The sequence below is a fragment of the Streptomyces sp. NPDC127129 genome (assembly GCF_042671585.1).
GTDB lineage: Bacteria > Actinomycetota > Actinomycetes > Streptomycetales > Streptomycetaceae > Streptomyces.
On the sequence record NZ_JBHXTV010000016.1, the window covers coordinates 1 to 17,275 of the forward strand.

The following is a 17,275-nucleotide window of genomic DNA, read 5'->3' on the forward strand; positions in this document are numbered from 1 at the left end:
GGCGTCGTCGTCGAGTCCGGCCACCCCCGCGACGTCCTGGGCAACCCCCAGCACGACCGCACCAAGGCGTTCCTCTCCAAGGTGCTCTAGCCGGCATGGAGAAGGGGCGGTACGGGTTCCCGTACCGCCCCTTCTCCGTTCACACGGCCGGGTTACTTCACGGCCAGCACGAGGGTGTCCGAGGGCGAGGCCCAGACGGGCCGGGCCTCCGCGAAGCCGGCGGCGCGGAGGATCTCCGCGTGGCGGCGGGCGGACGGCATGTCGCCGTCGGCGTGCTCGCCGTAGATCTCGAAGCGGCGGGCGGTCGGTGCGGCGAGGACCGGGTCCTTGGCCGCGACGGCCCACCACTCGGCCCAGTCGAGGGCGCCGGCGGCCTTGGCGCGGTCCATGACGGCGTGGCGGTGGGCGCGCTCGGCGGCGTTGATCCGGGGGGTGGTCTCGTCGATCATGTGGTCGGCGTTCATGAAGACCCCGCCGTCCCGGACGAGGCCGGCGAGCTGACCGTAGAGCGCGGTGAGCGGCTCGGTGTGCAGCCAGTGCAGTGCGGTGGCGGTGAGCACGGCGTCGTACGAGTCGTACGGAAGCGCCGCGGCCCACTCCGGGTCCTTGAGGTCGGCGGTCACGAAGGTGACGCGGTCGTCTCCCGCGAAGTACCCCTCGGCGATGGCGAGGAGCGCGGGGTCGAGGTCGACGCCGACGCTGGTCGCCTTCGGGAACCGCTTGAGGAGCCGATCCGTAATACTCCCTGTACCGCACGCCAGGTCCAGGACGCGGGGCTCCGGCCCCACCACGGCCTCGACCATGTCGAGCATCACGCGGAACCGCTCCTCGCGGTCCGGCATGTACCACTCCTGCTGGCGGTCCCAGCTCTCCTGCCAGGCCGCCCAGTCGGTTCCGGTCGTCGCCGCGTCCGTCATCGCCCTACCTCGCCCTCTTCGTAATACCCTCGAAGGGGGAACGTCCATTACCCCCTCCGCACCCGACACTAGACCTCCGCAGTAAGGACTACAAGTGGAACTGGCCTATTACTCGGATTACGCCGTGCGTCTGGTCAACACCGAGGAGCCGGCCCGCAGCAAGGACGCCCTGACGTCGGTCGAGGCGGTCCGCGAGCTCTTCGGCGCGGCCTCCCAGATGGCCCGGCGGGTGACGGACGCCGACGTGACGCGCTTCCGCTCGGTACGGGCCCGGCTGCGCGCGGTCTTCACCGCAGCGGACGACGGCGACCACACCCAGGCGGTGGACCTGCTGAACTCGCTGCTCCTGGAGTTTCCCGTCAGCCCGCAGATCTCGGGCCACGACTACCTGGACGACGAGGGCCATCCGCGCTGGCACATGCACCTCGCCGACCACCCCTCGAACGCGACGGCGGGCTTCGCCGCGATCGCGGCGATGGGGCTGGCCTTCCACCTCACGGAGTTCGGCGCCGACCGGCTGGGCCTCTGCCAGGCGCCACCGTGCCGCAACGCCTACCTCGACACCTCGACCAACCGCTCCCGCCGCTACTGCTCGGACCGCTGCGCGACCCGCGCCAACGTGGCCGCCTACCGGGCCCGCAAGCGCCTGGAGGCCGAACGGCCGGACCGGACCGGCCTCAGCGCGGAGAACAGCCAGGAGACCACCACTCCCACCGAGCGCTGACGCCCGGGCGTGACGGGCCGGTACCGCGCCCGTACGCGTCCGAGCACCAGCTCGGCCGGCACGGCGCCGAAGACCCGGCTGTCGCCCTCGGCGTCCGGGTTGTCCCCGAGCACCCACCAGCCGGCGCCCTGTCGCTCGATCAGACGTTTCACGATGAGCAGATCCTGCTGGAGCGGGTGCCGCAGCACGGCCACGCTGCCGGGCCGCAACCGCCCGCCGTAGTGCACGAGAAGCTGGTCGCCGTGGAGCAGCGTGGGCACCATGGACACCCCCGTCACCTCGGCGATCCCGAACAGAGGCCCGGCCCCCCGCCCCGGCTCCCGCCCCGCGTCCGTCATTCCGGCACCTCCCGATCCGATCGTCCACTCGTACACGAGTCCCATGGTGACCCTGGACTTTTGTCCTAAGCCCTAGGGGGCGCTCGCGAAAACAGCCTTCTCGGGGAGTAATCTCCCACCTGAGAAGACGATCACGAGGAAGGACAGCTCAATGCTCTCCCGCCTGTTTGCCCCCAAGGTGAAGGTCAGCGCCCACTGCGACCTCCCCTGCGGTGTCTACGACCCGGCCCAGGCCCGGATCGAGGCCGAGTCGGTCAAGGCCGTCCAGGAGAAGTACCAGGCCAACGAGGACGCGCACTTCCGCGCGCGTGCCACGGTCATCAAGGAGCAGCGCGCGGAGCTCGCCAAGCACCACATCTCGGTGCTGTGGAGCGACTACTTCAAGCCCCCGCACTTCGAGAAGCACCCCGAGCTGCACCAGCTCATCAACGACACCCTGAAGGCCCTCTCGGCCGCCAAGGCGTCGACGGACCCGAAGACGGGCGAGAAGGCGCTGGAGCTCATCGCCGAGGTCGACCGCATTTTCTGGGAGACGAAGAAGGCCTGACCGAGGCCTCCTTCACCTCGTCGCTGCGCGGCAGGTCAGACGGTAAATACGAACGGCCCGACCCCTTCCCGGGGTCGGGCCGTTCGCCTGTTTCAAGATCCAATGGGAGACGTTTGGGAGACGAGGTCAGGAGACGCGCCGCCGCGTCCAGTCGCCGGGTTCCTGCTCCGGCAGAAGGGACTTCTCCCAGATGTCCTGCAGGCCCTTGGCGATGGCGAGTTCCATCTCGGGCGAGGTGTGCGAGTAGGTTCCCTCCACGCCCTTGAGCCGGTGCCCCATCCGCTCCTCTACGGCCACGCGCGGGTGGCCGGCCTCGTCGAGCCAGACCTTGTGCCCGTGGCGCGTGCCGTGCGGAACCATGTCCTCGACGCCCTCAACGGCTGGCAGCGCTCGCTGCTCGGGACGGCCGCGGCGCGACGGTTCCGCGTCCTGCCCCTTGATGATCGGGTTCCAGAAGCGGCCGTAGAACTGGTCGTCCACCCGGAGCGGGCGGCCGCGCTGGGACGGGAAGACGAGGAGATCGTGAGCCTCCTCCGCCATGGCCTCTGCGAGCAGGTCGGCGACGAACGGCGGCAGGATGAGCGTCCGGTACGAGCTGTACTTCGGCGGCAGCAGGGTGAACCCCTTGGCCAGCTTCAGCTTCTGCCCGGCGCGGAGCCGGTCGCCCAGGTCCATCTCGTTCGCCGCGGCGACGTCGGCCGCGCGCTTCGGGTCGGCGTGCCGCAGGGCGGCGATGGACTCCCACGTGTCGCCCTTGTTGACCACGTGCTTGGCAGGCGTGGTCAGCCACTGCCCTTGCCACTGCACCCGAACGGAGGACCCGTACTTCAGGGCGAGCAGGTGGACCTGGTCGCGCCGGAGGCCAGCGATCTCACCGATGCGCATGCCGGTGTAGGCCATGGTCAGGATCATGGCGGACCACTGGTGGCCACGGATCGCCCGCGCGTTCTCGGCGATCAGCCGCGCCTGGCGAGGCGTCGGCCAGATGTAGACGTCCTCGGCCTCGACGGGCACGTGCCGGCCGCGGCGGCGCTTCGAGCCTGTGGGCATCGGGTTGAACGGGATGAGCTTCTCGTCGACCGCGTCATCGAGGAGCATGCGCATCACGGCCTCGATGTTGTTGACGTAGTTCTTCGAGAACTGGTCGGCGAGCTGGACCCGCCACGCCTTGTACGTCATCGCCGTGATGTCGCCGAGGGGAACGCTCTTCCATCTCGGCAGCACAACGGCGTTCAGCAGGCTGTTGTACGTGCGGTCCGTGGTCTCGGCGACGTCCAGCACTTCCAGCCACTCGGCGGCCCAATCGCCGAGGAGTTTGCGGCCGTCGTTGGGGTTGATGAAGACCTTGCGCTGGACGTCCGTCTCCTGCGCGCGCCCGTGATCGAGGGCGTCCTGCTTCGTGGCGAACCCGCTCTCAGACGCGTACTCGCCGTTGGGTAGTTGGTACCTGACGCGCCACGTCTTACCGCGCTTCTCTGCGTATGCCACAGTCCGCCCCTCCAGGTGCGGAGACGACCGACAGGCACCCCTGACTGTCAGCCATCTACGTACAGACTGCGGCCGGGCGGTCACCTGAGCGGGCAGCCCAGTTGCTCGCACGTGTCGCAGTCGCCTCCCAGACTCCGCACGAGTCTCCGCGCGTCCTGTCGTACGGACTCGTCGGTATGGACTCTCGGAGTCACTACGCACACGATTCTGTCGCCTACCCACCCGGACATTCCCACGAATCCAGGCCCAGGGTCATGCGTGAACAGCTCGTGCATGGGCCTCCTTTCGATGCGCTTGGAAACCCTCAGTGAGAGGAGACTTACATACCGAACGCGTGACCGAAAGACAGTCGATGAATCTTGAATCGAACCCAATGTAACGATTCAACAACAACCGAAAAGTTGTACGGCTACGGGGTTGTGTTCTCACCCTTGGGAGGGACGACGCCGCGTTCGCGCAGCATCTCGACCACCGCTTCACTGAGCTTCGCCATCTGCCCCGCCGGCACGTCCGGCATGACGGCGATCACTGCATCGTGGACCGCTTTCCGGGCTTCCTCGTCCATGCCGGAGGCGGGCGCGAAGCGCGTTCCGCCGACCACGTCCCCGGCCAGCTGCGCCTCCTGGACGCCTTCGAGGATTGCGGCACAGGCGCCGGGCGCCCAGCCGAATGCCGCCTCGATCTTGGCGTAGGTCACGTCACGGACGGACTGCGCGTTCTCGACGCGCATGTACGTCGTGTGCGTGAGGCCCGCCGCCGTGGCCGCCTCCACCTTGTGCAAGCCGAGCTCTCGTCGGCGCTGAATCACGAGCCGCGCAAGTCTCTGCATGTCGGCATGGTCGGGGTTAGCCATGTCCTGATGTTCTCAGGAACTGCTAGGTACCGCCAGGAACACCTTTCAGCCTCTACGCGTTCATCACCTCCTCTTGAGCTGAGCCTAAGATTCCGGATCACAGAACCTGCTAGTTCCTGCTAGTTACTCCCAAGTACTGCTAGGAACTGCCAGCAGAACCTGTTAGCTTCTGTGCATGCAGGCACCCCGACCCACTTTCGAGGTGGACGGGGCGGCAATCCGAAAGATCCGCATGTCACGCGGGATCCAGATCGCCGACCTCGCCCGTCGCGCACACATCAGCCGCAGCTACCTGACGCGGCTGGAAATCGGCGTACGGCGCCACATGCGGCCCCCCGCTTACGCGGCGCTCCGCGCCGCACTGGAGCTCCCCGAGGACGACGAACAGCTGCTCGCCACCCGCGAGCCCAACACCGAATGAGGTGACCCCATGTCCGCCACGGCTCTCGCCACCCTCTCCCCGGAGGACTTCACCGATGTCTCCGAGACCGCGCGTCGGCTCGGCATCGGCGCCCGTCGGCTCCGCGACGGCGTGAACCACCGCGGCTTCCCCGCCCACCGCATGGGCCGCCGGCTGATGTTCAGCCCGCAGGACCGGGCCGAGATCGCGGCCATGCACCGCATCCCCGCGCAGCCGAAGAACCGCCGCCGCGCCGCCTGACCGAACGAAAGCGGGGCCGCCCGGACCGGGCCTGGTCCAGGAAGCCCCTCGGCACCTCAACGCACTGAGAAGAGGAACCGTGAACCCCAACGATATCCCGCAGTTGACGCCCCGTCCCCGGGACCCGCTGTCCGTGACGACGAGCGACGGCACCGTGTGGGTGCGCTCCGCCATCACCCGGACCGGCCGCGGCCTGTACACCATCGACGGCGTCCACACGTGCCCCGAGCACGTGATGGCCACGCTCGACGAGCTGGCCGAGCACGGGCTACGACCGCAGCAGACCGACCGCGACGACGCCAACGAGGACGTGACGCCGCAGGTGCAGAAGCTGCGCGGCATCCTCGCCGGCCAGCGGGCCGCGCTGGAGGACCCGCACGACTCGGACCTGCACCACGACTACGCGCTCGGCCGCGACTTCCCGGAGCACCCCGGGGGTTCCTGGTGATGCGCCCTCTGTCCGTGTCCCTCGACGAGGGCGCGCTCCGTGGCCACGTGTCGGCAGACGTCTTCCGCTGGAACACGCTCGTTGGACTCGTCCAGGAGTGGGCCGACGAGGAGACCCGCGCGGACGTGATCGCCGCGCTGGACAACCTCGCCGTCGTCGCCGAGGACGTGACCGACGAGGACGAGATCGGTCGCCGGATCGCCGACGTCGAGCGGGTCGCCGAACTGGACCCGGCCCGGGTCGCAGTCACCCTCGACGAGCTCGCCGCGATGCGGGACCAGATCGACCGGGTCATCGACAGCATCCGCCGCACGCATGTCCTCCTCGGGAGGGCGGCGTGATCCACGACCCGAAGCTGTGCCGCCTGTGCGCGGCCCTCCGCCACCCCTCCCAGCGCAACACGCGCCGCACCCTCCCCCTGCTCCTGCCCGCCCAGACCCGGAGGCCCGCGTGAGCGCCCGTGAGCGGCTGCTCGCCGCGCTTCACGGGTCGCCGGAACTGCGGCCGGGCGAAGCCGAGCGCCTCGTGAACGCCTCGCACGCCGAGGTTCTCGCCGCAGCCACGCAGAACATCGTCGCCTCGTGCCCGGACCACGGCACCTCCGAGGAGACATGGATCGTCTGCCACTGCGACGCCGCCAACGAGCTGATGGTCAGGGCTGTTCTCCTGCACCACGCCTCGGACGACGAGCCCGAGCCGGAGACCCCGACGCGGGAGCAGCTGCTGCTCGCCGCCATCGAGGAGCAGGGCGGCGAGTGGACCGCGGTCAAGGCACACCGCTGGCTCGTCGCCAACACCAGTCCGCACCCGCCCCGTCACTTCGCGCGGCACGCCCTCATGTCCCTCGCCGAGGCGAACTGCCTCACACGGCACGAGGCCAAGGGCCGCCGCTACTACACCGTGAGGATGCCGTTCTGATGAGCACCACCCAGCGTGCCGGGGCTTCGGCCCCGGCCGTCGGCCCCATCGAGCCCGGCCTGTACCCCGACCTGTCGGCAGAGGCATACCACGCCGACCGCGCGTCGCTCTCGTCGAGCGGCGCCCGCAAGATCCTCGACACGTGCGCCGCCCTGTTCCGGTACGAGCAGGACCACCCGCAGCCGCCGAAGAAGACGTTCGACTTCGGGCACGCCGCCCACCGCGAAGTGCTCGGCGACGGACCCGAGCTCGTCGTCATCGACGCGCCGCGCTGGGACACCAACGAGCTGAAGGCCGAAGTTGCTGCGGCCCGCGCGGCCGGCGCCGTGCCGTTGAAGCAGCACGAGTACGACCAGGTGCAGGACATGGCCGCCGCGATCCGTCGACACCCGCAGGCCGCCGCCCTGTTCGCGCCGGGCTCCGGGCGCCCGGAACTGTCCGGCTTCTGGACCGACGGGCCGACGGGCGTCACGCGGAGGGTCCGGTTCGACTGGATGCCGAATCGTAGCCCGGGGCGGCTGATCATCCCCGACTACAAGACCTGTGTGAGCGCCGCTCACGACGACCTGGAGAAGGCCATGGCGTCGTACGGCTACCACCAGCAGGCCGAGTGGTACCGCACCGGAGCGACGGCACTGGGGCTCGGCGACGAGACGACCGCGTTCGTCTTCGTCTGCCAGGAGAAGACCCCGCCCTACCTCGTGACCGTGTTCCAGCCGAGCGCCGTGGCCATGCGCATCGCCGCCGCGAAGAACCGGCGCGCGCTGCAGGTCTTCGCCGAGTGCGTCGAGTCCGACCGCTGGCCCGCCTACAGCGACGACGTCGCCTACCTGTCCCTGCCCCCGTGGGCCGAGAAGCGTGAGACCGAGGAGTACCTGTGAACAACCCCATCGAGCGCATGGCGCCCGCCGCCGCCCCCGCCCGGATCGGCCAGGGCACCGCCGTCGAGCAGTCCCGCGCGGTCGCCGAGGTACAGGCCGCCATCGTCGTCGCCCAGCAGTGCCCGCGCAGCATCGGCGCCGCCCGCGTCGCCATGCAGCAGTCCTGCGAGATGCCCGCCCTCGCCGAGCGCGCGTTCTACCGCTTCCCCCGGGCCGGCGGGCCGGTGTCCGGCGCCACCGTGCACCTCGCCCGCGAGCTCGCGCGCTGCTGGGGCAACGTCCAGTACGGCGTCAACGAGCTGCGCCGTGACGACCAGTACGGCGAGTCCGAGATGCAGGCGTGGGCGTGGGACGTGCAGACCAACGCCCGCTCCTCGCAGACGTTCATCGTCCCGCACATGCGGGACAAGAAGGGCGGCGCGGAGAAGCTCATCGATCTGCGGGACATCTACGAGAACAACGCGAACATGGGCGCCCGGCGCCTGAGGGAAGCGATCTTCAGCATCCTGCCGCCGTGGCTCGTCGAGGAAGCCAAGGACATCTGTGCCCGCACGGTCGAGCGCGGCGACGGACGGCCGCTCCCCGCCCGCATCGACGGCGCAGTATCCGTGTTCGCCGGGCTCGGCGTTCCGGCCGAACGGCTGGAGCAGAAGCTCGGCCGGAAGCGGGACCAGTGGACCGGCGCCGACATCGCGCAGCTGCTCATCACCCACAAGAGCATCGAGCGGCGCGAGGTGTCCATCGAGGACGAGTTCCCCGAGCCGCGCGTCACCGCCGCCGAGATCACGGGCGCGGCCGGAGGTGAGGCGTGATGCTCGGTCTCGTCTCCCGCCGTCGCGCGGTCGCCCTGGAGGCGGAGAACCGACGGCTCCGCATGCGGCTGAGGGTCCACGAGGCCCTCACCGTGGACAACGCCCGCACCGTGTACCAGTACGAGCGGCGCCTGGTCCGCCTCTGCCGCGCCGTCGCCGTCGCCCGCCGGGACTACGCCGCGCAGTGCCGCGTCGCCGACCGTCTCTCGGACCAGCTCATGTGCTCCATGGGCTACTCCGACGAGGGCCTCAAGGCACTCGGCAGCGCCGTCCGTTCGGCCCGAGCGGAGGTGCAGCGGTGACCCTCACCTTCACCGACATCTTCTGTGGCGCGGGCGGCTCGTCGACCGGCCTCGTGTCCGCCGGGTACGAGCTGAAGCTCGCCGCGAACCACTGGGCCCGCGCGATTGAGACCCACTCTGCGAACCACCCCGACGCCGAGCACCTGATCGCCGACGTCAACAACTACGACATGCGCCGCCTGCCCAAGACGGACATCCTGTGGGCGTCCCCGATCTGCACCGAGATCAGCCCGGCCGGCGGCCGGAAGCGGACCAAGGGCCAGCTCTCGCTCATGGAGTACGGCTCTGTCCCGGACGCCGCGTGGGAGCGGACCCGGGCGACCGCGTACGACGTGATCCGGGCGACCGAGGTCCACCGGTACAAGGCCGTCCTGTGCGAGAACGTCGTCGAGTTCGCCGTCGACTGGGAGCTGTTCGCCTGGTGGCGCACGGGCATAGAGATGCTCGGCTACAACTCGCAGGTCGTCTCCGCGTCGTCCGCGCACCTCGGCGGCTCGGGCAACGACGGGGCGCCACAGTGGCGGGACCGGATCTACATCGTGTTCACCCGCAAGGGCATCCCGATGCCGGACGTGAAGCCGAGGCCGCGGGCCTGGTGCCCGGCGTGCGGCGAGGACATCGACGCCGTGCAGTCGTGGCGGCCGGGCCGGACGATCGGGAAGTACCGGCAGCAGTACGACTACCGGTGTCCGAACAGCATCTGCCGTCACACGATCGTCGAGCCGTACGTCCGCCCGGCCGCGTCCATCATCGACTGGTCGAACACCGGCAGCCGGATCGGGGACCGTACGAAGCCGCTCGCCGCGGCGACGATGGCCCGAATCCGGAAGGGCCTGGAGCAGTACCCCGAGACCCGCACCGTCCTCACGGTCAACCACTCCGGGCACGACGGCCGCGCGTTCCCCGCCGACGCGGCGCCGCTGCCGTCGCGCACGGTGAAGATCGGTGAGGGGCTGCTCGTCCCGTCCGGCGGCACGTGGAACACCGAGTCCACCCACACCGGGCAGCCGATGCGCACGCGGATGGCGAACCCGAAGGGCTTCGAGGCCCTGGTCGCCGCACCGTTCGTCATCGAGTACCGGCGCAACGGCGGCGCCGAGCCGGTCGGCCGGCCGCTCGCCACCCTGACCGCGCGTGGCAACCACCACGGCCTGGTCATCCCGTACCGCAACGCGGCGCCGAAGACCACGGCCGAGCCGATGCTGACCCTCGCCACGAAGGACAGCGCGGGCCTCGTCAGTGCCCCGGCCCCGGCGGTCGAGGACTGCTACTTCCGGATGGTCCAGCCGCGTGAGCAGCTCCTCGCGCAGCGGTTCCCCATGGACTACGTCGTCCATGGCAACAAGGGCGAGCAGACCATGCAGGCCGGGAACGCTGTGTCGGTGAACGCCGCGCAGTGGCTCGGCGAGCGCGTGAAGGCAGTGCTTGCGTGACCACCGCCCAGACCCCCGCGCCCGGGATGACGACTCCCCTCCCGGGCGCGGGCACCAACTGGCAGGAGAACGGCCTGTGCCGCCAGGTCGACCCCGACCTGTTCTTCCCGGAGTTCGGCACCGCGGCCAGCGCGCGGAGCATCTGCACGGCGTGCGAGGTCCGGCTCCAGTGCCTGGAGTACGCCATCGCGCACGGCGAGCACGGCGTCTGGGGCGCCACCACCGACGACCAGCGCCGAGAGATCCGCCGTACCCGCGACGCCGCCGCCCGCCGCAACGCCGCCTGACCCACCACGATCGAGAGAAGTGAGCCCGTGGGAATCCGCCTCATCGTCGACGTCCTCGACAACGCCCCAGCGTCCCTCACCCACCGTGAGGCCTACGTCCTGGTCGCGCTCGCCGAGGACGCGAACGACGAGACCAGGACGACGTGGAACAGCGTCCAGCGGCCCGCAATGCTCCGCCGCGCTCGCGTCTCCCGCTCGCAGATGTACGTCGTCCTCAAGTCCCTGGTCGCCAACGGCGCGTTGGAGAAGGTGGCCGCCGGCCAGAAGAACGGAACCGCGAAGTACCGGCTCCCGGCCTACCCGGCCGCCACTCAGAGTCCCGAACCCCGGGACACTGAAGTACCGGCTCAGCGTCCCGATCCCCGGGACACTGACGCCCCTCAGCGTCCCGGAAGTGCGGACACTGACACGACCGCTCAGAGTCCCGCGACACGGGACGCTGACCCGTCTCAGAGTCCCGGATTCCGGGACTTCAGTGTCCCGGAATCCGGGACCCCTACCCCTCAGAGCCCCTCACCTACTACCCCCTCATACATGCACGAGGGCGAGCCTGAGGCGGACCTCTCGTACGGCATCCCCGCCGCCGCTCGCCCCCTGATGGATGCGATCCAGCTCGCGGGCGTCAACGTCCGCTGGCCCTTCAAGGGCGACAGCTGGTTCCCCGTCCTGTCGCTCATCAAGAAGTGCGGCGTCCCCGCGATGACCGAGTACGCCGTCCGCGCCGCTGGCCGCACGCCTGTCGACTCCGCCCGCTTCTTCCTCCGCGGCTGGAGCGAGCTCGCCCCGATGCCCGAGCCCGGCGCCGCCCGCCCGGCTCTCCGCGCCGTCGCCGGCGGCTGGCAGCCCTACACCAACCCGACCGACCCGACCGTCTACGAGCAGGGATTCTGATCATGGAGCCCAACACCCTCGGAGCCCAGCCCACCAGCCCCCTTGCCCGCATCATGGCCGGGATCCAGGAGCGTCATCCACACGTCGCCCCCGGCCCTGTGGACGACGCCCCCAGTGAGAACGAGCCCGGCCACCCCGAGTACCACCGGCAGCGCCGCGCACAGTGGGCGCTCACCCGCTGGTCGGCAGCCGTCCCCCCGCGCTACCGCAGCGCCGAGGCGACCCTGCCTGCCGTCCAGGCGTGGGCCGACCGCGTCGCCGTCGACCCCACCACCGCGGGCTCTCTCCTCCTCACCGGCACCACCGGCACCGGCAAGACCTACGAGGCGTACGGCGCTCTCCGCCGCATCGCCGCCGCCGGCAGCACCCACCCCTACGAGATCCGCGCCACCACCGCCGCCGACATGAACGGCCTCCTCCGCCCCAACGGCAGCCCCCGCGGCGTCGAGGAAGAACTCCGGCGCCTCGCCCACATCCCCCTGCTGCTCCTCGACGACCTCGGCTCCGCCAAGGCCACCGAATGGGTCGAGGAGACCACGTACCGCCTCGTCAACGAGCGGTACAACGCCTGCCGCCCCACCATCTACACCTCGAACCTGCCCGCCCGCTCGTCCTCGGTGCCCGACCTCGCGTCCGCGCTCGGCGAGCGGATCGTCTCCCGTCTCTCCGAGGACACCACCGTCGTCGCCATGACCGGCGCCGACCGCCGCCGCCGAGGCGCCGCATGAGCGCGAAGCGGCGCCTCGACCGCGCCCGCCGCCTCCTCGACACCCCTCCGCCCGCCGCCGTCCCCGGCCAACTCCCCCTCATCCCCGACGCTGCCGTAGCTGCCATGGCCGCCGGCCTGGAGGACTACCGCCTGACCACACCCGACCACCAGCAGACCCCCCACGGGGCCGCCGAACGCGCTGCCGAATACCTCGCGTCCAGCGGCTGGACCGTCACCCCCGCCACCTGAAGGAGATCCACATGCCCGAGCGCAACGTGACCATGACCGCCGTCGACGGCACCGACGCCCTCGCCGCCGTCATCATCCGCCCCGGCTCCACCCCCGGCTCCGTCTCCATCGAGGCGTTCGCCAACGGCATGAGCAAGGCCGAAGCCGCCTACGTCCTGCGGCACGTCGCCCAGCAGTTCGAGGCCGAGGCCGCCGCCGAGCAGTAGCCCGCACGCACGACGGCCGCCCGCGGGCAGTGCGGGCGGCCATCCCCATCACCGTACCGAGCCCCAGGAGCAGCACCATGACCTTCGAGTACCGCGACGCCCACGGCCGTATCCTCAGCGCCGTCCCGGACACCGACCTCGACGACAAGCCGGGCATCGCCCTCTGGAGCCGGGGCGAGTACGGCGTCAGCGTCCCCGTGCGCGTCCCGCTGGACCGTGTCGAGGAGGCGGTCGCCGGGATCCGGGACGCCGCCCGTCAGGCCGCCGGACAGCCCACCCAGCACCGCATCCCCCGCGGCCCATGCGGCGCCCCCTGGTCCGACAGCCACGGACAGCCCGGCGACCCCTGCCCCGCCGCCGGACAGACCACCACCACCGAAGGCGAGGGGCAGTGCGGCCAGTGGGGTGGCTGCGTCCTTCCCGCCGATCACCCCGGAGCGCACCGACACCGCCCGCGCCCCGCCGTCGAGCAGCCGGCCGAAGCACAACTCGCCGACAAGGCGTGCGTCGAGGCGCAGGAAGCCCGCTACGCCCTGATGCACCTCATCGGCGACTACAGCGACGAGACCATCGAGCTGATCGACGAGTACCGGGCCGCGATCCTCCGCGAAGCCGCCGACGCAGAGGCGGAGGCGGAACGCCAGATGGCAGCCGTTGAACGCGTGCGTCACGTCCTGGAGATGGAGCCCGTCCTGAACCGCACCGCCCTGGAGTACAGGGGGCTGGTCCAGTCCGCCCTCATGGCCGTCGAGGAGACCCGCTGATGCCCACCCCCGCCGACGACACCCAAGCCCTCTCCGACATCCACATCGGCCGGTCCTGGACCACGCACGAGATCGAGGACACCTGCCCCTGCCCCAAGGCCCCCTGCGGGCTCGTCATCTGGCGGCAGGTGACGGACGCGTGCAGCGAGCACCACTGGTCCGCCGCCAAGTCGATGCGGCAATCCCACCCCGCCGAGCGGTGCGCCCCGTGAGCGCGTTCCTCGACCTCCTCGCCTGGTACCTCGCCGCCAGCTTCACCACCGGCGCCCTGCTCGCCCTTGTCGGCTACGTCCGGAACACGATCCGCGAGCGCACCCGATGAGGCCCGCCTGCCTCGACGACCCGGACGTCCGCTGCGCCTGGGACGACGACGCCGACGGCTGCCCCTGCGTGGATCCCGAGCCCGAGCCCCGTCCCATCGAGACCGTCCCGACAGGAGACCTCCTGTGACCCAACCCAGCCCCGCCGCCGCCCAGCTGCTCAACCTCGCTGACCGCGCTGAACGCCACCAGCTCACCGGGGACGAAGCCGCACGGCTCCGCAACGGGATCAACACCCTGTACGCCGAGCTGGGCAACCTGCGGCTCGCCACGGCCGGGGCCGACCACGTCAGCGCCGCGTGGGCCCGCAAGCTCCGCGAGCAGCGGGAGCGGGCCGAGCAGGCCGAGTCCCGGCTGTACGCCCTGAAAGAGGCTCACGTGGCCCTGGCCGGGAAGGCCGGGAAGGACCAAGCAACCGTTCGACGCGTCCGTGACGAGTGCAACCGAATCGAGGCCGCAGTCCAGGACCACCCCACAGCCCCGGAACTCGCCGGCGGGTACCTCGCCTGCCTCCGACACATCCGCGCCGCCCTCGACGAGCACCAGGAGCAGTGACCCGATGACCGACTGCGGCATGTGCGAGACCTCGATCGAGCACGGCTACCTCTGCCCCGGCTGCACCCGAGCCCTTGCCGAGCGGCTCCAGCGCATGCCGCACCTCTACGCCACCCTGGAGCCCTTCCTCGCCCCCGGAGCATCCGGAGACACCACGGGTGGGCGTACGGGCCGCAGCGAGGCCCCCCTGCCCGTCTCCGTTCACGTCCTCGACCTACGAGGCCCCGGCGGCGTCGTCGGCATCTTGGAGGACTGGCACCGCACCCTCCAGTACGACCGGCGCCTGAGTGCCCCGTCCGCCTACGGATCGATCGAGGGCCGCATCCGCCGCACGTCCGCCGCCCTCGCCCGCAACGCCCCATCGCTCGCCGTCGAGTGGCCCGCCGCCGGCCCGTTCGCCCACGAGATCCGCGACCTCGAAGCGGCGATCGAGACGGTCACCGGAGGCGCTGAGCAGCCCCCTCGCGGGACCCGTCTCGGGCCCTGCCCGGCCGAGCACACCGACGGGACGCTCTGCGGCGCCATCCTCCGCCTCCACCCCGGGGAGCAGCTCGTCACCTGCCCGTGGTGCTCACACACCTACCCGCCCGGCACCTGGACGCAACTGAAGCAGCTCATCGACCACGACGAGCGAGCAGCAGTCTGAGACGCCCCGGGGTGGGTGAGCAGCCCGGCAACTCACCCACCCCGGGACTGTCACAAACCATGACGTAACACCAACTACCGTGCTAAAGTGCGGGAGTTGAGACACGAAAACGGCCCCCAACCCGGTGCTACCAACACCGAACCGAGGGCCTGACCGACCCCTTGCCACAACAAGGAGACCGGCTATGTCCGATCTTGCCATGCCCCACGGCTCGCCCACCACGGCCCCGAGCACCCCACGCGCCAACGGCGCCATCTTCTGGCTGGCCGTCCTCGCCGCCATCACCACCATCGCGCTCACCGCCGCCGCGTTCTGGCTCTCCTACGAGCACCTCCACGACGTCGCAGCCACCCACGGCCTCGCCTCCACGCCCTCCCGCGCCTGGGCATGGCCAGCCACGGTGGACCTCTTCATCGTCGTCGGTGAACTCCTCATCCTCCGCGCGAGCCTGAAGGGCTCCACGGACGGCTGGGCCATCGCGCTGGCCGCCCTCGGATCCGGCGGAAGTATCGCCCTGAACGTCGCCGGCGTAGGACCCAACGCACCCGCACTGCACTACGTCGTCGCCGCCGTCCCGCCCGTCGCCGCCCTCCTCGCCTTCGGCGCGCTCATGCGGCAGATCCACGGCGTCCTGGCAGCCCGCCCCGCCCACGGCGAGCAGCCCGCCGAGCAGGCCCCGGAGACGCCCGAGCAGCCCCCCGTCAAGGACGAGCGGCCTGAGCCCCTCCCTGAGGCCCCCACCGAGCAGCCCGAGCGCGACCGCTTCCTCAGCACCCGCGAGGTCGCCGACCGCTACGGCGTCACCATGAGCACCGTCGGCACGTGGCTGGACCGCGGCATCATCGAGCGCGCGTTCAAGGACCCGCGCCGCGGCAACCTCTACGACCCCGAGACGCTGCCGCCGCTCACGACCACCAGCTGAGCAGCCCGCCCCGGCTCATGCCCGGCTTCGGCCTGCTCTGCCTGCTCGCAGCCCTCGGCGGGCTGCTCGGACTCTGCGCCCTCGCGCTCCACGACGTCCCGCGCACTCTCGGGACCGTCGCCCTCATCCTCACTCTCGCCGCGCTCGGCGCGGCCATCCTCACCTGAGGAACACCCCATGATCGTCGCAACGTTCGGCGGAGTCACCATCGGACTCGCCCTCCTCATCCGCCATCTCACCGAGTGGTGGCCCGGCCGCAAGACCCTGCTCAAGGACCCGCTCGGCCAAGCCGGGGCCCTGCTCCCCTTCGTGCTCGCCTGGTGCTACGGCGCCCTCGCCGTCCTCACCGTCGCCGGGCTCATCGGCTGGGCGGCAGACGCCACCCTGTGGATCTCCAACTGGCTGGGCGACGCCGCGCTCGTCTGGGGCGTCGGCGGACAGGTCGGCCAGACCGGGGCCACTCCCACGTTCCTGCCGCTCACCCAGCAGGGCGGCGGCGTCGTACTCCTCATGACCGTCGCCGTGGTCGTCGCAGCAAAGAAGTCCCGCGCCGGACGCGCCATCAAGACCGGAGCCTGGTGCGGCATCTGCCTCGCCACGTCCGCCGGCGTCGCAGGGTTCGCTGCGGTGCCGCTGGCGCAGGGAGTGAACGCGATCGGCGAGCAGGTGTACGGGGTCCTCGCGTGACCGCCGAGGAGGAGCCGCAGCGCTCACGGGCGGCCGGCGGATGCGTCCTCGTCGCCCTCGCGGGCGTGCCCCTGGCGGTCGCATACGCCGCCTCGACGGAGGCCGGGATCCTCACCACCGTCGGCGCCGCAACAGGGGCCGTGTGGTGGTCCGTACGACGCACCCCCAAGATCCACAACCCCTCCCCTCCCCCACCGAGCCCCCCTTCCGAAGACACGAAACCGCAGTTCACAAGCGTGCCCGACCCCGACAACCCCCACCGCACCCACATCGTGTGGCACACCGAGGAGGTGGCCTGATGGAGTACTGCCCCTCCTGTGGATGGTGGTCCAAGCCCCGCTGCGGCCACTGACTGTCAGACCCCCGACGTACCGTGAACGCACCACATCCGTTCTGCTGAGGCACGCTGCAACCTCAGACCCACAGGCGGAGGACACGCCCCGCCGCCGGAACAGCGCCCGGCCGGCGGGGCGCATCATGTCCCCATGGCCACACCGCTCCTCGTCGACACCCACGCTGCCGCAGCGGCCACCGGGGCCCGCCCCGGGACCATCCGCCAGTGGCTCCACCGCGGCCGCCTCACCCACCACGGATACGACCGCGCCGGCCGCGCGCTCCTCGACCTCCACGAGCTCCAGCAACGCCTCGCCGACAAGCCCGCTTGAACCCAAGGCTCACGGGGTGTAACACTGACCCCACGTCCGGCGTGCCCGGGCT

The 17,275-nt window shown here is 70.7% G+C and carries 30 protein-coding genes and 1 pseudogene; 27 read left to right on the top strand and 4 right to left on the bottom strand.

The window, feature by feature from the left end:
* Positions 1 to 90, top strand: a pseudogene (locus tag ACFVGW_RS27635) (ectoine/hydroxyectoine ABC transporter ATP-binding protein EhuA); the annotation flags it as partial.
* Between the two features lie 62 nt (positions 91 to 152).
* Here the strand turns inward: ACFVGW_RS27635 and ACFVGW_RS27640 are convergent.
* Positions 153 to 917 (bottom strand): class I SAM-dependent methyltransferase, encoded by a 765-nt coding sequence (locus ACFVGW_RS27640; protein ID WP_352187013.1) that lies wholly within the window; start codon positions 915 to 917, stop codon positions 153 to 155.
* A gap of 94 nt (positions 918 to 1,011) precedes the next feature.
* Between ACFVGW_RS27640 and ACFVGW_RS27645 the strand changes: the two genes are divergently transcribed.
* The gene (locus ACFVGW_RS27645; RefSeq protein WP_385853842.1) at positions 1,012 to 1,641 is read left to right on the top strand and encodes a CGNR zinc finger domain-containing protein; all 630 of its coding nucleotides are present in this window, start codon (positions 1,012 to 1,014) and stop codon (positions 1,639 to 1,641) included.
* Here ACFVGW_RS27645 and sodX read toward each other — a convergent pair.
* Positions 1,545 to 1,979 carry a nickel-type superoxide dismutase maturation protease gene (gene sodX, locus ACFVGW_RS27650; protein WP_383228457.1) on the bottom strand — a complete coding sequence of 145 codons (435 nt, stop codon included), beginning with the start codon at positions 1,977 to 1,979 and terminating at the stop codon, positions 1,545 to 1,547. The genes ACFVGW_RS27645 and sodX overlap by 97 nt on opposite strands.
* 151 nt (positions 1,980 to 2,130) lie before the next feature.
* Between sodX and sodN the strand changes: the two genes are divergently transcribed.
* The gene (gene sodN, locus ACFVGW_RS27655; RefSeq protein ID WP_352187010.1) at positions 2,131 to 2,526 is read left to right on the top strand and encodes a superoxide dismutase, Ni; all 396 of its coding nucleotides are present in this window, start codon (positions 2,131 to 2,133) and stop codon (positions 2,524 to 2,526) included.
* Between the two features lie 126 nt (positions 2,527 to 2,652).
* On the opposite strand, the gene ACFVGW_RS27660 is transcribed toward sodN, so the two are convergent.
* Positions 2,653 to 4,014 carry a LysM peptidoglycan-binding domain-containing protein gene (locus tag ACFVGW_RS27660; RefSeq protein WP_385853843.1) on the bottom strand — a complete coding sequence of 454 codons (1,362 nt, stop codon included), beginning with the start codon at positions 4,012 to 4,014 and terminating at the stop codon, positions 2,653 to 2,655.
* 409 nt (positions 4,015 to 4,423) lie between these two features.
* Positions 4,424 to 4,867 carry a hypothetical protein gene (locus ACFVGW_RS27665; RefSeq protein ID WP_385853844.1) on the bottom strand — a complete coding sequence of 148 codons (444 nt, stop codon included), beginning with the start codon at positions 4,865 to 4,867 and terminating at the stop codon, positions 4,424 to 4,426.
* Between the two features lie 175 nt (positions 4,868 to 5,042).
* Here ACFVGW_RS27665 and ACFVGW_RS27670 point away from each other — a divergent pair, with 175 nt between their 5' ends.
* The 24 genes from ACFVGW_RS27670 (at position 5,043) to ACFVGW_RS27785 (ending at position 17,223) form a co-directional block, all read left to right on the top strand.
* Positions 5,043 to 5,288, top strand: coding sequence for a helix-turn-helix domain-containing protein (locus ACFVGW_RS27670; protein WP_383292290.1), 246 nt, complete (start codon positions 5,043 to 5,045; stop codon positions 5,286 to 5,288).
* A 9-nt stretch (positions 5,289 to 5,297) separates the two neighbouring features.
* A complete protein-coding gene (locus ACFVGW_RS27675) occupies positions 5,298 to 5,528 on the top strand; it encodes a hypothetical protein (protein WP_385853845.1) in 231 nt (76 codons plus the stop codon).
* A gap of 79 nt (positions 5,529 to 5,607) precedes the next feature.
* Positions 5,608 to 5,976 carry a hypothetical protein gene (locus tag ACFVGW_RS27680; protein ID WP_385853846.1) on the top strand — a complete coding sequence of 123 codons (369 nt, stop codon included), beginning with the start codon at positions 5,608 to 5,610 and terminating at the stop codon, positions 5,974 to 5,976.
* Positions 5,976 to 6,317, top strand: coding sequence for a hypothetical protein (locus tag ACFVGW_RS27685; protein ID WP_385853847.1), 342 nt, complete (start codon positions 5,976 to 5,978; stop codon positions 6,315 to 6,317). Before ACFVGW_RS27680 ends, ACFVGW_RS27685 begins: the two co-directional genes overlap by 1 nt.
* 109 nt (positions 6,318 to 6,426) lie before the next feature.
* The gene (locus tag ACFVGW_RS27690; RefSeq protein WP_385853848.1) at positions 6,427 to 6,894 is read left to right on the top strand and encodes a hypothetical protein; all 468 of its coding nucleotides are present in this window, start codon (positions 6,427 to 6,429) and stop codon (positions 6,892 to 6,894) included.
* Positions 6,894 to 7,775 (top strand): PD-(D/E)XK nuclease-like domain-containing protein, encoded by an 882-nt coding sequence (locus tag ACFVGW_RS27695; protein ID WP_385853849.1) that lies wholly within the window; start codon positions 6,894 to 6,896, stop codon positions 7,773 to 7,775. Before ACFVGW_RS27690 ends, ACFVGW_RS27695 begins: the two co-directional genes overlap by 1 nt.
* On the top strand, positions 7,772 to 8,587 hold the full coding sequence (locus tag ACFVGW_RS27700) for a hypothetical protein (protein ID WP_383292309.1): 816 nt from the start codon (positions 7,772 to 7,774) through the stop codon (positions 8,585 to 8,587). Before ACFVGW_RS27695 ends, ACFVGW_RS27700 begins: the two co-directional genes overlap by 4 nt.
* On the top strand, positions 8,587 to 8,889 hold the full coding sequence (locus ACFVGW_RS27705) for a hypothetical protein (RefSeq protein WP_385853850.1): 303 nt from the start codon (positions 8,587 to 8,589) through the stop codon (positions 8,887 to 8,889). The genes ACFVGW_RS27700 and ACFVGW_RS27705 overlap by 1 nt, the downstream gene beginning before the upstream one ends.
* Complete coding sequence (locus tag ACFVGW_RS27710) at positions 8,886 to 10,322, top strand: DNA cytosine methyltransferase (RefSeq protein WP_385853851.1); 1,437 nt, start codon at positions 8,886 to 8,888, stop codon at positions 10,320 to 10,322. Before ACFVGW_RS27705 ends, ACFVGW_RS27710 begins: the two co-directional genes overlap by 4 nt.
* Positions 10,319 to 10,609: a WhiB family transcriptional regulator gene (locus tag ACFVGW_RS27715; protein ID WP_385853852.1), complete on the top strand. Its 291-nt coding sequence runs from the start codon at positions 10,319 to 10,321 to the stop codon at positions 10,607 to 10,609. Before ACFVGW_RS27710 ends, ACFVGW_RS27715 begins: the two co-directional genes overlap by 4 nt.
* A 27-nt stretch (positions 10,610 to 10,636) precedes the next feature.
* On the top strand, positions 10,637 to 11,500 hold the full coding sequence (locus ACFVGW_RS27720) for a hypothetical protein (protein WP_385853853.1): 864 nt from the start codon (positions 10,637 to 10,639) through the stop codon (positions 11,498 to 11,500).
* Positions 11,501 to 11,502: 2 nt separating this feature from the next.
* Positions 11,503 to 12,228 carry an ATP-binding protein gene (locus ACFVGW_RS27725; protein WP_385853854.1) on the top strand — a complete coding sequence of 242 codons (726 nt, stop codon included), beginning with the start codon at positions 11,503 to 11,505 and terminating at the stop codon, positions 12,226 to 12,228.
* Positions 12,225 to 12,458 (top strand): hypothetical protein, encoded by a 234-nt coding sequence (locus ACFVGW_RS27730; protein WP_385853855.1) that lies wholly within the window; start codon positions 12,225 to 12,227, stop codon positions 12,456 to 12,458. The genes ACFVGW_RS27725 and ACFVGW_RS27730 overlap by 4 nt, the downstream gene beginning before the upstream one ends.
* 11 nt (positions 12,459 to 12,469) lie before the next feature.
* Positions 12,470 to 12,664, top strand: a complete 195-nt coding sequence (locus ACFVGW_RS27735) for a hypothetical protein (RefSeq protein WP_385853856.1) — start codon at positions 12,470 to 12,472, stop codon at positions 12,662 to 12,664.
* 77 nt (positions 12,665 to 12,741) lie between these two features.
* Positions 12,742 to 13,428, top strand: a complete 687-nt coding sequence (locus ACFVGW_RS27740; RefSeq protein WP_385853857.1) for a hypothetical protein — start codon at positions 12,742 to 12,744, stop codon at positions 13,426 to 13,428.
* The gene (locus tag ACFVGW_RS27745) at positions 13,428 to 13,640 is read left to right on the top strand and encodes a hypothetical protein (RefSeq protein WP_385853858.1); all 213 of its coding nucleotides are present in this window, start codon (positions 13,428 to 13,430) and stop codon (positions 13,638 to 13,640) included. The genes ACFVGW_RS27740 and ACFVGW_RS27745 overlap by 1 nt, the downstream gene beginning before the upstream one ends.
* 106 nt (positions 13,641 to 13,746) lie before the next feature.
* On the top strand, positions 13,747 to 13,878 hold the full coding sequence (locus tag ACFVGW_RS27750; protein WP_385853859.1) for a hypothetical protein: 132 nt from the start codon (positions 13,747 to 13,749) through the stop codon (positions 13,876 to 13,878).
* Positions 13,875 to 14,303 carry a hypothetical protein gene (locus ACFVGW_RS27755; protein ID WP_385853860.1) on the top strand — a complete coding sequence of 143 codons (429 nt, stop codon included), beginning with the start codon at positions 13,875 to 13,877 and terminating at the stop codon, positions 14,301 to 14,303. The genes ACFVGW_RS27750 and ACFVGW_RS27755 overlap by 4 nt, the downstream gene beginning before the upstream one ends.
* A gap of 4 nt (positions 14,304 to 14,307) precedes the next feature.
* A complete protein-coding gene (locus ACFVGW_RS27760; RefSeq protein WP_385853861.1) occupies positions 14,308 to 14,949 on the top strand; it encodes a hypothetical protein in 642 nt (213 codons plus the stop codon).
* A 184-nt stretch (positions 14,950 to 15,133) separates the two neighbouring features.
* Positions 15,134 to 15,871, top strand: a complete 738-nt coding sequence (locus tag ACFVGW_RS27765) for a DUF2637 domain-containing protein (protein ID WP_385853862.1) — start codon at positions 15,134 to 15,136, stop codon at positions 15,869 to 15,871.
* Positions 15,872 to 15,888: 17 nt separating this feature from the next.
* The gene (locus ACFVGW_RS27770) at positions 15,889 to 16,038 is read left to right on the top strand and encodes a hypothetical protein (RefSeq protein WP_383292346.1); all 150 of its coding nucleotides are present in this window, start codon (positions 15,889 to 15,891) and stop codon (positions 16,036 to 16,038) included.
* A gap of 10 nt (positions 16,039 to 16,048) precedes the next feature.
* Positions 16,049 to 16,558 (top strand): hypothetical protein, encoded by a 510-nt coding sequence (locus tag ACFVGW_RS27775; protein WP_383292348.1) that lies wholly within the window; start codon positions 16,049 to 16,051, stop codon positions 16,556 to 16,558.
* Entirely contained in the window at positions 16,555 to 16,857 is a 303-nt protein-coding gene (locus ACFVGW_RS27780) for a hypothetical protein (protein WP_385853863.1), read from the top strand. The genes ACFVGW_RS27775 and ACFVGW_RS27780 overlap by 4 nt, the downstream gene beginning before the upstream one ends.
* Positions 16,858 to 17,043: 186 nt before the next feature.
* Positions 17,044 to 17,223: a hypothetical protein gene (locus ACFVGW_RS27785; protein WP_383292353.1), complete on the top strand. Its 180-nt coding sequence runs from the start codon at positions 17,044 to 17,046 to the stop codon at positions 17,221 to 17,223.
* Positions 17,224 to 17,275: the final 52 nt, after the last annotated feature.